The sequence below is a fragment of the Dethiobacter alkaliphilus AHT 1 genome (assembly GCF_000174415.1).
Taxonomy (GTDB): Bacteria; Bacillota; Dethiobacteria; order Dethiobacterales; family Dethiobacteraceae; genus Dethiobacter; species Dethiobacter alkaliphilus.
Window position 1 is genome coordinate 1 of the sequence record NZ_ACJM01000022.1, and the last position, 14,657, is coordinate 14,657.

General features: G+C 46.5%; 14 protein-coding genes, 4 tRNA genes, 1 riboswitch and 1 other annotated feature. Of the genes, 11 read left to right on the forward strand and 7 right to left on the reverse strand.

Annotated elements, in window-relative coordinates:
• Positions 1–25 precede the first annotated feature (25 nt).
• Positions 26–1,720, forward strand: coding sequence for an arginine--tRNA ligase (gene argS / locus DEALDRAFT_RS14315; protein ID WP_008518758.1), 1,695 nt, complete (start codon positions 26–28; stop codon positions 1,718–1,720).
• 107 nt (positions 1,721–1,827) lie between these two features.
• Here argS and DEALDRAFT_RS14320 read toward each other — a convergent pair whose 3' ends face one another.
• Positions 1,828–2,388: a TMEM165/GDT1 family protein gene (locus DEALDRAFT_RS14320; RefSeq protein WP_161598035.1), complete on the reverse strand. Its 561-nt coding sequence runs from the start codon at positions 2,386–2,388 to the stop codon at positions 1,828–1,830.
• Positions 2,389–2,494: 106 nt separating this feature from the next.
• Positions 2,495–2,695 (forward strand) — a binding site (T-box leader).
• 48 nt (positions 2,696–2,743) lie between these two features.
• Here DEALDRAFT_RS14320 and serS point away from each other — a divergent pair.
• From serS to DEALDRAFT_RS14340, 4 genes are all read left to right on the forward strand, one after another.
• Positions 2,744–4,024, forward strand: a complete 1,281-nt coding sequence (gene serS / locus DEALDRAFT_RS14325; RefSeq protein WP_008518762.1) for a serine--tRNA ligase — start codon at positions 2,744–2,746, stop codon at positions 4,022–4,024.
• A gap of 18 nt (positions 4,025–4,042) precedes the next feature.
• A complete protein-coding gene (locus tag DEALDRAFT_RS14330) occupies positions 4,043–5,179 on the forward strand; it encodes a mechanosensitive ion channel family protein (protein ID WP_008518764.1) in 1,137 nt (378 codons plus the stop codon).
• A gap of 124 nt (positions 5,180–5,303) precedes the next feature.
• Positions 5,304–5,390: transfer RNA gene (locus DEALDRAFT_RS14335), tRNA-Ser, on the forward strand.
• A gap of 35 nt (positions 5,391–5,425) precedes the next feature.
• Positions 5,426–5,521: transfer RNA gene (locus DEALDRAFT_RS14340), tRNA-Ser, on the forward strand.
• 751 nt (positions 5,522–6,272) lie between these two features.
• Here the strand turns inward: DEALDRAFT_RS14340 and hpt are convergent.
• From hpt to DEALDRAFT_RS17455, 4 genes are all read right to left on the reverse strand, one after another.
• Entirely contained in the window at positions 6,273–6,803 is a 531-nt protein-coding gene (hpt, locus tag DEALDRAFT_RS14345) for a hypoxanthine phosphoribosyltransferase (RefSeq protein ID WP_008518767.1), read from the reverse strand.
• A 12-nt stretch (positions 6,804–6,815) separates the two neighbouring features.
• Positions 6,816–7,754 (reverse strand): cytidylate kinase family protein, encoded by a 939-nt coding sequence (locus tag DEALDRAFT_RS14350; protein WP_008518768.1) that lies wholly within the window; start codon positions 7,752–7,754, stop codon positions 6,816–6,818.
• A 120-nt stretch (positions 7,755–7,874) separates the two neighbouring features.
• Positions 7,875–8,258 carry a bactofilin family protein gene (locus DEALDRAFT_RS14355; RefSeq protein WP_008518770.1) on the reverse strand — a complete coding sequence of 128 codons (384 nt, stop codon included), beginning with the start codon at positions 8,256–8,258 and terminating at the stop codon, positions 7,875–7,877.
• Complete coding sequence (locus DEALDRAFT_RS17455; RefSeq protein ID WP_008518773.1) at positions 8,255–9,130, reverse strand: M23 family metallopeptidase; 876 nt, start codon at positions 9,128–9,130, stop codon at positions 8,255–8,257. Before DEALDRAFT_RS17455 ends, DEALDRAFT_RS14355 begins: the two co-directional genes overlap by 4 nt.
• 234 nt (positions 9,131–9,364) lie before the next feature.
• On the opposite strand from DEALDRAFT_RS17455, the gene DEALDRAFT_RS16600 reads away from it, so the two are divergent.
• From DEALDRAFT_RS16600 to DEALDRAFT_RS14390, 6 genes are all read left to right on the forward strand, one after another.
• The gene (locus DEALDRAFT_RS16600; RefSeq protein WP_008518774.1) at positions 9,365–10,846 is read left to right on the forward strand and encodes an FAD-binding oxidoreductase; all 1,482 of its coding nucleotides are present in this window, start codon (positions 9,365–9,367) and stop codon (positions 10,844–10,846) included.
• Between the two features lie 191 nt (positions 10,847–11,037).
• Positions 11,038–11,114 (forward strand) — tRNA-Arg (locus DEALDRAFT_RS14370).
• A 68-nt stretch (positions 11,115–11,182) separates the two neighbouring features.
• Positions 11,183–11,659: a tRNA adenosine(34) deaminase TadA gene (gene tadA, locus DEALDRAFT_RS14375; protein ID WP_008518776.1), complete on the forward strand. Its 477-nt coding sequence runs from the start codon at positions 11,183–11,185 to the stop codon at positions 11,657–11,659.
• A 13-nt stretch (positions 11,660–11,672) separates the two neighbouring features.
• Positions 11,673–11,762: transfer RNA gene (locus DEALDRAFT_RS14380), tRNA-Ser, on the forward strand.
• A 150-nt stretch (positions 11,763–11,912) separates the two neighbouring features.
• Complete coding sequence (locus tag DEALDRAFT_RS14385) at positions 11,913–12,170, forward strand: AbrB/MazE/SpoVT family DNA-binding domain-containing protein (RefSeq protein WP_008518777.1); 258 nt, start codon at positions 11,913–11,915, stop codon at positions 12,168–12,170.
• 13 nt (positions 12,171–12,183) lie between these two features.
• A complete protein-coding gene (locus DEALDRAFT_RS14390) occupies positions 12,184–12,585 on the forward strand; it encodes a putative toxin-antitoxin system toxin component, PIN family (protein ID WP_243441167.1) in 402 nt (133 codons plus the stop codon).
• Between the two features lie 164 nt (positions 12,586–12,749).
• Positions 12,750–12,856: riboswitch (glycine riboswitch) on the forward strand.
• A 278-nt stretch (positions 12,857–13,134) separates the two neighbouring features.
• Here the strand turns inward: DEALDRAFT_RS14390 and DEALDRAFT_RS14395 are convergent.
• Both DEALDRAFT_RS14395 and tnpA read right to left on the reverse strand, forming a co-directional pair.
• Positions 13,135–14,238, reverse strand: a complete 1,104-nt coding sequence (locus DEALDRAFT_RS14395) for an RNA-guided endonuclease InsQ/TnpB family protein (protein ID WP_040379256.1) — start codon at positions 14,236–14,238, stop codon at positions 13,135–13,137.
• The gene (gene tnpA, locus DEALDRAFT_RS16605) at positions 14,238–14,636 is read right to left on the reverse strand and encodes an IS200/IS605 family transposase (protein ID WP_083798827.1); all 399 of its coding nucleotides are present in this window, start codon (positions 14,634–14,636) and stop codon (positions 14,238–14,240) included. Before tnpA ends, DEALDRAFT_RS14395 begins: the two co-directional genes overlap by 1 nt.
• Positions 14,637–14,657 lie beyond the last annotated feature (21 nt).

The following is a 14,657-nucleotide window of genomic DNA, read 5'->3' on the forward strand; positions in this document are numbered from 1 at the left end:
AAAAAGTGAAAGAGGTCTTTTTTTTATGGAAATGTTCCGCAAAGAAATTGTTCGGTTGCTGTCTGAGCAGCTACCGTTGGACAAGCAGCAAATAGCCAATGACCTGGAAACGCCGCCTACCCCGGAAATGGGCGATTTTGCTTTTCCCTGCTTTAAGCTGGCCAAAGAATTAAGAAATGCACCGCCCAAAATTGCCGCGGAATTGGCGGAAAAACTGCCGGCAAGTGAGTTGTTTGACCGGGTGGAAGCACGCGGCCCTTATATTAATTTTTTCTGTGACCGAAAAATGCTGGCCCAGCTTACCCTGGATGAAGTGCAGACAGAGAGGGAAAAATTCGGCCAACGCAAGTCCGGCAGCGGCCAGACCGTAGTCATTGACTTTTCCGCACCTAATATTGCCAAACCCTTTGGAGTGGGCCATCTGCGCTCCACTGTTATTGGCAACTCTCTGTACCGCATCCATGAAGCATTGGGATATAAAAGTGTGGGAATTAACCACCTGGGTGACTGGGGCACGCAGTTTGGAAAGCTGATTGTGGCCTATCTTAAATGGGGTGACGATACCCGCCTGGAGGAGGATCCCATCACCTATCTTTATGAGCTTTATGTCCGTTTTCACCGGGAAGCGGAAGAAAAACCGGCTCTGGATGAAGAAGCCCGCGCCTGGTTTAAAAAGCTGGAAGACGGCGATGAACAGGCGCGTCAGCTATGGCAGCGGTTTCGCGACCTGAGCCTGGCGGAATTCAAGAGGATCTACAACATCCTTGGTGTTCATTTTGATTCCTATCAGGGCGAGAGTTACTATAACGAAATGCTGGATGACACGGTCCGGGAAGTGGAAACAAAAGGCCTGACGGAAGTCTCTGAAGGTGCCTTAATAGTTAACCTGGAAGACAGCAACATGCCACCCTGTCTGTTGCGCAAGCAGGATGGCGCCACCCTGTATGCCACCAGGGATTTGTGTGCCGCAATTTATCGGCACCAGATGCATGACTTCTCCAAAATGCTGTATGTGGTGGGTGCTGATCAAGCCCTGCATTTTCAGCAGGTTTTTGCCGTTTTAAAAAAGCTGGGCTATGAATGGGCCGAAAACTGTACTCATGTACCCTTTGGCCTGATTCGCTTTAAAGAAGGTAAGATGTCCACCCGTCAGGGTACACTGATCTTTTTGGAGGATGTATTAAACCGGGCCACCGAGCTGGCGCACCAGATTATTCAGGAAAAGAACCCCCAATTGGAAAACAAGTATGAAGTGGCTAAAAAGGTGGGGATAGGTGCGGTTATATTTGGCGACTTAAGTAACGACCGGGTAAAAAACATAGAGTTTGACTGGGACAAGGTGTTGGATTTTTCCGGAGAAACAGCTCCCTACATCCAATACTCCCACGCCCGCATCTGCAGTATCCTGCGCAAAGCGGCAGCGTGGCCTGCTCCTTTTGATGCCACCCTGCTGGTTTCCGACGAAGAACAGCTGGTGTTGGGGACCATCGCCCGCTTCTCCGATGCCATTGCCCGGGCTGCAGATACTTTAAAGCCATCGGTTTTGGCCCGTTATCTGCTGGATTTAGCCGCCGCCTTTAACCGTTTTTATCATCAGTGTCCTGTTCTAAATGCGGAAGATGATATCCGCAATGCCCGGCTGGCTTTAATTGATGCCGTGCGTCAGGTCCTGGTAAACGGCCTGTATCTGTTGGGGATTGAAGCACCGGAAGAAATGTAGCACATACAATTAATAAGAACTCCTGTCAAAAGAGGCAGGAGTTCTTTGTTTTAAATTTTAACGCAGTTTGCTAAGCTGCTAAGGTAGCTTCAACAAGCGTATTTTTCTTAAAATATTGCACTATACAGCATGGCGGCGCCAAAGAAGAAGAATAAAGCAGCGCTGACAATTTTTATTGTCCGGCCCGGCAGCCGGGTGAGGTAGCGGGACCCCAGATACGCCGCCGCCCCGTGGTTAACAAACTGAGCTGCCATAGCTCCCAGGAATACGGGAATGGGCGTTCCGTAAGCAGCGGTCAGAGCAATTACCGTTAATTGTGTTTTATCACCCAACTCTGCCAGAAAAATCATGGCAAATGTCTGGGTAGCCACCCCATGCCGGGGCTCCTCCACTTCTCCGTCGGGAGTTTCCTGTCTGAACACCATCCAGGTTCCCACGGCAAAAAAGAACAGGGCGCTGGCAATCAGGATGGTGGTTTCCGGCAGAAGATCAGCCATAAAATCCCCCAAAGCTGCCGCCAGGGCGGTAAGGGCCGCCAAAGCCCCCAAGGCGCCGGCTACCACCTGCCGAGGCGGGAAACGGGTGGAAAGGGTCAGTGTAACCAACTGCGATTTATCACCCAGCTCGGCCAATAATATTGCCAAAAAAGTAACAAAGAAAGCAATCATTATATTTTCACCCCGTCTAAAATGCTGGATTTTATTATAACACAAAGAATTCTTCCTAACTTGCATTTTTCCAAAAACGCGGGTATACTATTAATACATCATATGGAAATAGCCGATGAAAGGTAAAAGTAGCCTGACTGCATGTTTTCAGAGAACCGGTGGTTGGTGCAAACCGGGAACACGGCAGGTGAATTCCGACCTGGAGGTGGGCGGGGATTAACCCGTCCCGTGGTGCATGTTGCGCACATTGAGGGGGCCAATATTTTTGGTCAACCAGGGTGGTACCGCGAGAAAACTCGTCCCTGCAGGGAGGAGTTATTTTTGTGTTTGTCACGAAACATAAAGGAGGTAAAAAATGCTGGATTTAAAGTTTGTCCGGGATAATCTGGATGTGGTCCGAAAAGCCCTTGATGATAAGGGAGAGGAAGCGGCCATCGATCAATTTGCTGAAGTGGATGAAAAACGCCGCAGTCTTTTGCATGAAGTGGAGCAGTTAAAGCAGAAGCGAAATAAGGTCTCGGAGCAGGTAGCACAGATGAAGCGCTCCGGTGAAGATGCTTCCGGTGTCATTGAAGAAATGCGTGCCGTATCGCAAAAAATTAAAGAAATGGATAACGATGTGCGCAATGTGGATGATGAACTGCAGCAGATTCTGCTTACCCTGCCTAATATTCCCCACAAAGATGTGCCGGTGGGCCAGACGGAGGAGGAAAACGTGGCGGTGCGCCATTTTGGCGAACCAACCACTTTTGATTTTGAAGCAAAGCCCCACTGGGATATCGCAGCCAACCTGGATATTATAGATTTTGAACGGGCCGGTAAAGTGACCGGTACCCGCTTTGCATTCTACAAAGGCCAGGGAGCACAACTGGAGCGGGCATTAATTAACTTCATGCTTGATCTTCACATCACAGAGCATGGCTATACGGAAATCTTCCCACCGTTTATGGTGCACCGCGAGAGCATGGTGGGCACAGGCCAGCTGCCTAAATTTGAAGAAGATGCCTTCAGGGTAGCCGACACCGATTATTTTTTGATTCCCACCGCCGAAGTGCCGGTGACCAACCTGCATCGGGAAGAGATTTTTACAGAAGAAGACCTGCCCAAACACTACGTGGCCTATAGCGCGTGTTTTCGCGCAGAGGCAGGGGCCCATGGCCGCGATACCCGCGGACTGATTCGCCAGCACCAGTTCAACAAGGTGGAACTGGTTAAATTTGCCCGACCTCAAGACTCCATGCAGGAGTTGGAGACTCTCACCGCCAATGCGGAAGAAATATTAAAAAGACTGGGACTGCCCTACCAGACCATGTTAATGTGCACCGCAGATTTGGGCTTTGCGGCGGCAAAAAAATATGATCTGGAGGTTTGGCTGCCTGCCTACAACACCTACAGAGAAATCTCTTCCTGCAGTAACTTCGGCGATTTCCAGGCCCGCCGTGCCGGCATTCGTTTCCGCCCCGCCCAGGGAGGCAAAGCGGAATTTGTGCATACGTTAAACGGTTCCGGTGTTGCCGTGGGCCGCACTGTGGCCGCTATTCTGGAGAACTACCAGCAGGAAGACGGCACCGTTCTGATTCCTGAACCGCTGCGCCCGTATATGCCCGGCCTGAAAAGCGACTACATCGGCAAGTAATCTTACACAGTAACATCTATGCAGCCAGAAGATTTAAACGGGGTGTTTGCAATAGATATAACTGAAGTGTTTGAAATAGAAATAGCCGAAGTTTTTGAAACGGTGGACAGCAGCTTACTGTTAGCCATCGGCATCTTAGCCGGAGGTTTTCTTCTTGGGCTATTGATTGATACGCTGCTATTGGGAAGGATGCTGGCAAAAGCGAAGCAGGATGAAAAAGAAGGCAGGACCTCTTTGCTAAAGGCCTTGAGGGGATTCACAACGTTCTGGTTTACTGCCGCCGGGCTCTATTTTGCTTTGTTGTATGCGCCGCTCCAACAGCAGGTTTCGGAGGCGGCGTCGGGGGCGCTGCAGGTGCTGGTGGCCATTTCCATTACATTATCATTGACTCTGTTTGTCTCCAATGTGGTTACAACGGCCCTGAGTCGCTACACCAGCAGCGTGGAGGGTGTTCTGCCCTCTACCACGCTTTTGTTCAACGTAACCCGTACCGTTATTTTCGTCATTGGTGGTTTGGTGGCTCTAAATACACTGGGAATTTCGGTTGTTCCGATTCTGACCGCGCTTGGTGTGGGCGGGTTGGCTTTGGCCCTGGCCTTACAGGACACGCTCTCTAATCTGTTTGCCGGATTGCAGATTTTGGCGTCACGGCAGATACGTCTGGGAGACTATATACAACTGGAAAGCGGAGAGGAAGGGTATGTTGCCGATCTGACATGGCGCAACACCACCATCCGTGCCATGGCAAACAATATGTTGATAATTCCGAACTCAAAAGTAGCGGCAAACCGTATAACCAATTTTAATCTGCCGAGTAAAGAGATGTCGGTGCTGGTTGAAGTTGGGGTCAATTACGCCAGTGATTTGGAAAAAGTTGAAGAAGTAACTCTTGATGTGGCGCGTCAGACCATACAGGAAGTGGAAGGGGCCCAAAAGGATTTTGATCCGTTAATACTATACCGTTCTTTCGGCGAGTCAAGCATTAACTTTATAGTAATCCTACGGGCTAATGAATTTGTCAAGCAGTTTGCTTTAGTCCATGAATTTGTTAAAAGGCTGCATCAGCGCTACAATCAAGAAAAGATAAACATTCCTTTCCCGATTCGCACTGTGTACCTAAAACAACAGCAGGACAGTCAGATAACAATGAAATAAAAAACAAATAAATCAAATCCAGGGACAGGCCCTTCCATGGGAAACAATAACAAAGCAGTTATCTATAGGCATAGAGCAATCATTGACAAGGTTTTTGCTGTATGTTATACTTAATCTTGCGTTCGGAGGGGTGTCCGAGCGGTTTAAGGAGCTGGTCTTGAAAACCAGTGACTCGAAAGAGCCGTGGGTTCGAATCCCACCCCCTCCGCCATCTATATCAGGCGGAGTCCCAACAACACCAGTTACGGAGAGATGGCCGAGTCGGTCGAAGGCGGTCGCCTGCTAAGCGATTAAGCGGGACTAAAACCCGCTTCGAGGGTTCGAATCCCTCTCTCTCCGCCATATACTTAAAAGAGCAGGATCACGGACAGTCGTGATCCTGTTTTAATGTCCGGCAGCTTGTGAAAAAAAACATGTCCCAATTTTCAAAAAACGGGTTGACATTATAAATGGGACATGGCATAATGTAGTTACCAGATTCCGAGAGGCATAAGCAACCCGAAGCCCGGTGACGGCGCAGAGTGAAGTATCACGCAGTGAGAAAAACTGGTGTCCGTGTAGATTGGGTGGAAAGTGAAGTGTGTTACGGTTTACCGAGGAGAAATCCAAAGACGCTGTTCACACGGAGCAAGGACGATTGTACCAGCGTTAGCGTAGAGTACTGCGCGACGATTGGAAGTCCATACGGGTTAGTGAAGGTCTGTTGGAATCTGGTTCTGTTTTGTCCCAGCCACCGCAAGCACAGCTTGCGGTTTTTCTTTTTGTCAGCACGAAAAAATAAATTCAAAATATTCAGAAAATTATCTTGACAGAGCAACACTCCTGTGCGATAATAAAGACAAGCCAGATCCCGAGAGACAAGACGGGGCCTGACGACGAACCAAAAAGCGCGTGAGAGCCACATTGAGTGGATAAAGCGCAAGCTTTAAGGAGAGTCGTTGCGGCAGCGGAAAATATAACAGAAAGTTATATGGACTGGGTCGCAAAGGTACGGATTAGCCATAAGCCGGAACCCGCGTAAGCGGTAAACTCGCAAGGTTGTTGCGGTGGCGATTCGTAACCACAGGTGTCGGAAGGCCTGTTGGGGTTTGGCTTATTCCTTTTCCGCCGTAAGTGAGTAAATGTCCCACAGGTTACGGTATTGTTCATGATAGTCCAGTCCGTAGCCCACCGCGTAAATATTGGGCAGCTCAAATCCCTGATAATCGATGGGCACTTTGGCTATACGCCGTGCCGGAATATTTAATAGTGTGCAAACCCGCAATCCCGCTGGATCGCGGGTTTTTAAGTTGCGGATTAAATAATTCAGGCTAAGGCCGGTATCCACAATGTCTTCAATGATCAGCACTTCCCGGTTGGCAATGGAGGAGTCCAGGTCCTTTGTAATCCGCACAATCCCCAGGGGATCAGCCTCCTGGTCGTAGCTGGAGATGGCCATAAAATCCAGTGTATGAGGGACAGACATGGCCCGGGTTAAATCTACGGCAAAATAGATGCTGCCACGCAGCACACAGATAAGTACCGGTTCTTTGTCACGGTAATCACGAGATATCTCTTCCCCCAATTGGAGAATACGCTCTGCTATTTGCTCCCGGTTTAATACCGGCTCCAGTTTATGGGTCATAATTTCCTCCCGTTACTGTGGCTTATCAATACCAAAGGAATCCAGAATATGATGTAAATCTTTATTATAGATTATTTTTACTTTCACGCCGGGGTATAATTCCTGCAGCCGACGTGCTTTTTTGTTCTTTTTCCAGACCAGCTTCTGCCGCTGTGTGGTCAACTCCACGTACAAATTCTGATCGGGCAGATAAAAGTCCGGGGAAAAAGCTTCCGTCACATTGCCCTCGCTGTCCCACTGCAGTGGAAATGTGCGCGGTTCATATTCCCAGGAAATATTATAAAAATCCAGAAAGCGGGCAAACTCTTCCTCGCTGGGATGCATAAAACGGATATCGGAGTAAGTGTCCCCCTCGTTGTCGCTTTGCTGCTTAGAGCGCGTTTTTACCGTCTGTCTGTCCTGAAAAGCTTTTATCGCCTGAACTGCCAGTATGGCGGCGCCCTCGGGCATAAGAGTGCCGGTGTTTAGCGTCAGGTCATAAAGGTCCATGTCCAGCCAGGGATGGTCAAATACCTGGCGCAAAAACCGTTTTTTACGCCGGTCATGCTCCCGCACCAGTTTGCTTGCCGGCTTACGGGTCAGGTCATTAATTTCACGGATCCATTGTACCCGTTGTTTAAATGGAGCATGGATAAAAATGTGGAATGCGTCCGGATGATTACGAAACAGAAACTGCCCACCGCGCCCCACCAGAATGAAAGATTCTTTTTTGGCCAACTCAATCAGGTATTCATGCAGCGCGGTCAGGTAAAAGCGGCGGCGTTTTTCCGCATCCTCGCCTTTGGCCACCTGTTCATCAAACTGAATTAAATGAGGAGGCAGGCCCATTTCCTGTAGGGCATCAATAATAGCATTGCGGTCAACGAGCCGATATCCCAGTTCATTGGCCACATGCTCCGCCAACATCTCGCCACCGGCACCAAACTGCCTGGAAATCGTAATTACCGTCACAAAATAACCTCCAGCTAACCTTATAGTAAAATTATATCATTTTTACGGTAAAAGTGGTAACAATAGTCATCTTCTTTTCCCTGCAAAGATAAATAAGCAGGCACACATAAAAAAAGCCAACTAAGTGTTGGCTTTTTTCTGTACTTCTTTTCGTTCCGGTGCACGCTGCATAGAGCAGTTTCCGGTCAGCATTGCACCATCAGCCACATGGAGAGTATGAACGCTTACATCTCCTTCCACAACGCCCGTTGTCAACATTTCCAGTTTACCGCTGGCTTCAATATTGCCGACAACTCTGCCTGCCACCTGGATGTTATGGCCTTTCACGTTAGCCTGGATAACCGCACCTTCTCCGATGATAATATCGCTGTCAATGTGCACTTCACCTTCCACGCCGCCATCGATGCGAACAGGGCTGTTGCCCTTCAGTGTACCTGCTATCATGGTTTCCTTTCCGATGACGGTAAGGATTTTATCTTCTTTGATTACTTTCTTACGCTTCATAGCCGGGGTGCCTCCGTTTCTATCATTTTAAGCGGATCAATAGGGGAACCGTTTTTATGGATTTCAAAATGCAGGTGTGGCCCGGTGGAATAGCCGGTATTACCAACCTGGCCTATTATCTGTCCCTTTTCAACCCGGTCACCCGCCTGTACTTCAAAACTACGCAGGTGTGCGTAATGGGTGGAATATGTGCCATGGTCAATAATCACCAGATTCCCATACCCTCCCTGGAAACGGGCCCGTACCACTCTGCCTGCAGCTGCAGCCAGTACCGGCTTTCCAAAATTCCCCCCTCCTATATCGATGCCGCTATGGAAGGTATTGCGTCCGGTAAATGGAGAGGAGCGCCAACCAAAGGGAGATGTGATACGTCCCTGGGTAGGCATAATATTAGGGGTAACCTCTAATTTTTCTCTGACCGTAGCCACATCTTCCAACAGGAGCTCCATCTCCTGTGATTTTACAGGGATCCTTTCCTTTAAGTAGCCCAGCGTTTGCTCCGCATCATCTGCTACAGCAGGGGGGGCGGAGTTTTCTTCCAGGGAAGCTGCAGAAGGCATGATTTCCGAGACAAAGCCGCGCACATCCTCACTCAGCTCCTCCAGTTCTTCCATCTGGCCAATGAGGTTAACCAGTTTATCTTCCATCTCATCAAGCTCTGCCTGCAGCTGAATGTTTTCTTCCGTAACCAGAGGCATTTTTGCTGCAACTTCACCCAGTTTGCGGTTTGTGTGCAGCGTTGTGCCAATGGCAAGCAGGATAAGAATAGTTGCCGCCATGGCAAGGTAGACAGACTTTCCGGAAATATTGAAGTTTATCGGGGCATTTCTGCCTTTGGAAACAATCATAATGGTAAAAGTACGGTTCTTCATATCAATCTCCTGTTAAAGCTTTTTAGACAAGCACTGAGGCAACAAGTCACAAATTCGCCAAGAAGTGACAAATACCTTTATTAAAATTTGGAAATAAGTCGAAGGGCTTAGCCGTACTGGGACTTTTTGCCTTAATAAAGTTATAAAAAACCATTTGACAATTCAGCTTATATCCTTTATTATTAACACAAGACATACCCCCCTAGGGTATAGGATTGAGAAGGAGGAAGTATTATGAAACGTCCTAATTATTTTATTAAAACCGAAAGAGCCTTTTCCGGCGTAAGGAAATCTGCCTGGATTGTAACTTTAGCAGTAGCCATAGGTGGTCAGTTTTACCCCCGCCTGGGGCTTCTGGTTCCTTTTATGGCTGCATTAATCGGTATGAGCTTTTTGAAGGGGAGGCACTGGTGTGGAAACTACTGTCCCCATGGTAGCTTCTTTGACTTTCTGTTGCTACCGATAAGCAGAAACAAGAAAATCCCCACTCTTTTAATTTCTAAAATCACCGTGGTTCTGTTTTTCCTGTTTTTTATGTTTAACCTTTCAAGACGCTTTTGGACAGTATTTCAAAATATCGCCAACATCTCTCTGTTAGACAGTGTGGGCATGATATTTTCAACCACCTATTTAATGGTACTGATTGTGGGAGGCCTTCTGGCAGTTTTAATTACTCCCAGAACATGGTGCCAGTTTTGTCCCATGGGTACTATCCAGACTTTATCCTATAAGCTGGGTAAAGCCATAGGGTTGGCACAGTCGCAGGATGAAAAAGTCACTGTAGAACATGCAGATCTGTGCCACTCCTGCGGAAAGTGCGCCCGGGTCTGCCCCATGCAGCTGACCCCTTATAAAGAGTTTGAAGAAAACAATAACCAGTTTAACGACGAACGGTGCATCAAGTGCAGCACCTGTGTTGAAAACTGTCCCGCCGGCATTCTTTCGCTGTCCACAGCCAAGCAGGCTGATGAGTTAAAGGAAAAAGCAGATCTCGACGGTTTTCAGGAAAGCGCATACTACAAAGGCGAAATCAAAGAAGTAAGAGAGCTTAAGCAGGATATCAAAGAGTACACCATTAAATTACTGGCACCCGCCAAAATGAACTTAACGCCGGGACAGTTCATCTTAATTAAAATAGATGACGATTTATCCAGAGCCTATACCATTTCTTCGGCCAACAAAGAAGGGACGCAAATCAGCATAACCGTCAAAAGGCTGGAGGATGGCTACGGTACCAATCTTCTCTTTGATAAATTTAAAGAGGGTGACCGTGTAGAGATAAAGGGCCCCATGGGCAAAGAGCTGCGCATCGACCACAAAAAGAAGAAACTCCTCTTTGTAGCCAACGGTATCGGCATCACCCCATTTGTGGCCGCCGCACAAAACCTATTGGAATACAGAGACACGTACAACTTCGATGGAGACATTACCCTCCTGTATGGTGTGAGGTATGAGGATGACTTAATTTATGACGATCTTTTCACCAGATTAGCCCGTAAACATCCAAATTTCCACTATTATAAAACCCTCTCCCGCCAGGACAGCATTAACGCCAGAAAAGGTTACGTAACAAACATTCTAAATGAAATCGAAATAGATGCAGATACCACCGTCTATATCTGCGGTACAAAAGCCATGGCCCAAGATATTCAGAAAATCCTCCTGGAAAAAGGTATCCCGCAAGAATCCATCAGCTACGAAGACTTTGCAGCCTAACAGCAAATGGCCGGACCACAGGGTCCGGCCATTCTGTTGCCGGGCAAACTGGAAAACCGCCCTCAAGAATGTTATAATAATACTAAAGCCGGAAAGACAAATTGTCCAAGACTATCTTAAACTAACAAAAAATACATTTGCCAAAAGACTTGCATTTTTAAAGGGCGTATGTTACTATAATATAGTCTTACGCGCCCGTAGCTCAGCCGGATAGAGTAACTGACTACGAATCAGGAGGTCGGAGGTTCGAATCCTCCCGGGCGCGCCATTTAAAGTATACAATGCCAATGCATAAGCATTGGCATTTATCAATACTAAAGGTTTTGAGGGATACCTGTGACAGATCAGGACTTCATGCGTGAAGCACTAAAGGAAGCACAGCTTGCCTTTGAGAAAGGCGAGATACCCATCGGTGCAGTTTTAGTCCGAGACGGCAACATCATTGCCCGTGACCATAACCGCCGCGAAGAACTGGATGATCCCACCGCCCATGCGGAGATCTTGGTATTACGGGAAGCAGGCCGTACCTTAGGAGGTTGGCGCCTACCCAATACCACCCTCTATGTCACCATAGAACCCTGCCCCATGTGTGCCGGAGGCCTGGTCCAGGCCCGCGTAGCCCGTGTCGTCTACGGAGCCGCCGACATCAAAGCCGGCGCCGTCCACTCCCTCTACACTGTCACCGAAGATGAGCGGTTAAACCACCGCCTGGAAGTAACCGGCGGAGTCCTGGCCGAAGAATGCGCAGACATAATGCGCACCTTCTTTCGCAGCCGCCGCAAAAAGGGGACGGACCTTTTTTTGCAAAACTAACTCAATAATATTCGGAGAGATGGCCGAGTCCGGTTGAAGGCGCACGACTCGAAACCGTGTGACGGGTAACTGTCCGTGGGTTCGAATCCCACTCTCTCCGCCAAAAAAATTAGCACCCAGTTTGGGGTGCTTCTTTAATTTGAGAGTAAACCTTGATGAATGAATTGTATTTAAAGCATATAAAACTATTCTTACTTCTTATTGCAAGAAATATGAATAGTGGATACAATATAAATAAAAAGGGAGTGAGGTTATGAGCAAATTTGTAAGCCCTACGGTACGCGGGCAAGTTACAATCCCTACAGATGTACGAAAAAAGCTTCAAATAACGCCAAAGACTAAATTTAAGGTCTATGTTGAGGACAATAAGGTTGTTTTTGAACCTGTTTCAACAATTGACTTATTGCTTCGTGATTTGGAAAATGAGGCCCGTGCAAAAGGTTATACAAGAGAGGAACTTGAAAAGGAAATTGATACAGTCAGAGAAAAGCTGATGAACGAGTTATACTAAAATGAAAAGGATTATGTTGGATACAAACATTCTTATCTCCGGCATCATATTTTCGGGAGTTGAGCGTAAACTGATTAATGTTTGCTGTTCAAGGGGGCATATCATAGTTATGAGCGAGTATATCATCAGCGAAGCGAATGCTGTTTTAAAGCGCAAATTCCCTGGCAAAGAATTTTTGCTCGATGTTTTACTAAATAAACTGGAAGTTGAAGTTATCAATATGCCGATGTCTTCAACGGTTGAAAAAGCCAGGAAATTGATTCGTGACCCTAAAGATGCAGCAATACTGGCATCCGCAATTGATGGAAAACCAGAAATTTTTGTAAGTGGAGATCTTGACTTCTATACTTCTGAGGTTGGTTCGGTGGTAAATGTAATTAGCACAAGAGATGCCTTGGCTCTTCTAAATGAATGAAACTTTAATCGAAGACCAAACTGAGACAATTTTTGGATTTTCTCCTGCTGTTAGCAGAGGTGTGTTCCTAAGAGAATTTGATACGATTTTTTGTAAAAAAAGTTTAATAAGAAGGAATTAACATTTTTTTTTTCGAATACGATTTTACAAATAAATATTTGCGGAAGATTCTAATGGGAGAGACCCCATAAAGAGGGGCACCAAAGATGCAATCTGCTTGGGCCAGGCAGCCGGCAGAGAATATTTCAGGTAAAAGAACCATTAGGTGAAGCAGCTATGGAGAGCTCTTGTTTATTTTAAAACAAGGCACCAAAGGGGTAATCCCTATTTAGGGAGTATTCTCTCAGGTAAAAGGACAGGGAAAACAGCCGTTTTTTTAAAACAGTTGTTTTTTCTGTCCTTATATTTTTTTTAAGGTATTGACACTCCACACGGCTAAAGCCGTGGGATTCTTGAGTGGTTAAACCGAAGTGCATTTCTGCTATCGGAGTATGACCTCAAGTTATGGGCTAAGCCAGTAGCCCGTCCTAGACCAGAACATATAGCTGTCTATGCTGGCAGACTATGACCATCTGCCACAGTTGCAGATATAATATTTATCGCACCCACTCGATCCCGATGTGCAATAAATCCGCAACCGCACTGATAATTTCTATCTTTGGCTTTGTTGAGTGCACAGCATTGTGGGCATTTTTGACTGGTGTGTTTTGGATCTACGAATTTTACCTTCATACCGGCTAATGTTGCTTTGTATTCGATATACTGAGCCAAGCGATAAAAAGACCAGTTGTGCAAATTCTTTTCGTTTTTACGGCTTGTTCTTGCCGTCTGGCGAATACCAGAGAGTTTTTCCAGGTGAATGGTTCCCACATTATGTTCTTTGGCAAAGTTAATAATCTGGCGACTTACTTTATGATCTTGATCTTTCATCCAGCGTTGTTCTTTATCGTGGCGCTTGCGAATGGCTGATAGTTTTTTAAGCTGGCCGAGTTTTCTTCGTGTTGAACGATGTTTACGCTTAATGAATTTGTTTTGTCTGCCATTACCAAAGAACTTCGTCTTACCACCTTCCACAACGGCAACGGCAGGAATCTTAAGGCCTACGTCCACACCCATTGTTTTGTCGGCATCCGTATGTTCTTCTACAGCGTCTACAGCAATCTGTGCAATATATTTTCCTGATTTCTCTGTGATACGTAGACTACCCAGCTTACCCGTTAGTTTATTTAGTTGATACTCTGTTAAAACTGCATTGACGGCAATCCGCTTTGATTTACCATCTAACCAAACGGGGAAAGAAAGGATATTACTTTGCAGTGAATAGTTTTGATTATTCCATATCGATACCGGTTTCTTTAGAATCGGCACCTTGATCTCCCTTTGGTTTTCAGGCTCTAATCGGTCATTAGCAATACGTTGTTTTTTGTACTTTACAAAGATGCTTCTTGCATCCTGTATAGCCTGATTCTTTAAAGCGCTGGGAAGAAATGCTTTTACGTCCTTACTGGAATATTTCAGATTCTCATCCGCCTCAACGTATTCTGAGACAATCTGATTAACGAGCCGGATATATTCGTTTTTTGTTGCAGAGATTAAGTCAGCCTGTTTTTTTGTAGGCTGCAGTTTAATCTTGACGGTGATTTGCATAGTTATCACCCACTTTTCTTTTGTTCCGCAATATACCGCTCAATAGTCTCACTTGCAACGTTTCCTGCGGTTGAACAAAAAAATGACCGTGTCCACAGGCTAGGCAAGTGGTTTAAATGTTTAAATTCTTGCCGCAATAACCTCGATGTTATCCCTTTCACTTTTGCCATAATAGCTGAAGGGCTTAAAACGGGCAGTGTGTTTACGAACAAGTGAACATGGTCCGGCATAACTTCTAAAGCGACTAGGATGATTTCGTGTTCATCGCATACCTGTTGAAGAATTTCCCTAAACCTTTTGTCTACATCGCCTTTCAGAACTTTGCGCCTATACCTTGGACAAAAAACAAAATGATAGTTAATTAAGGAAACAGTGGTGGTTGTTCTTCTATATTCCTGTGTCATACTCATATTTTATCAGTACGC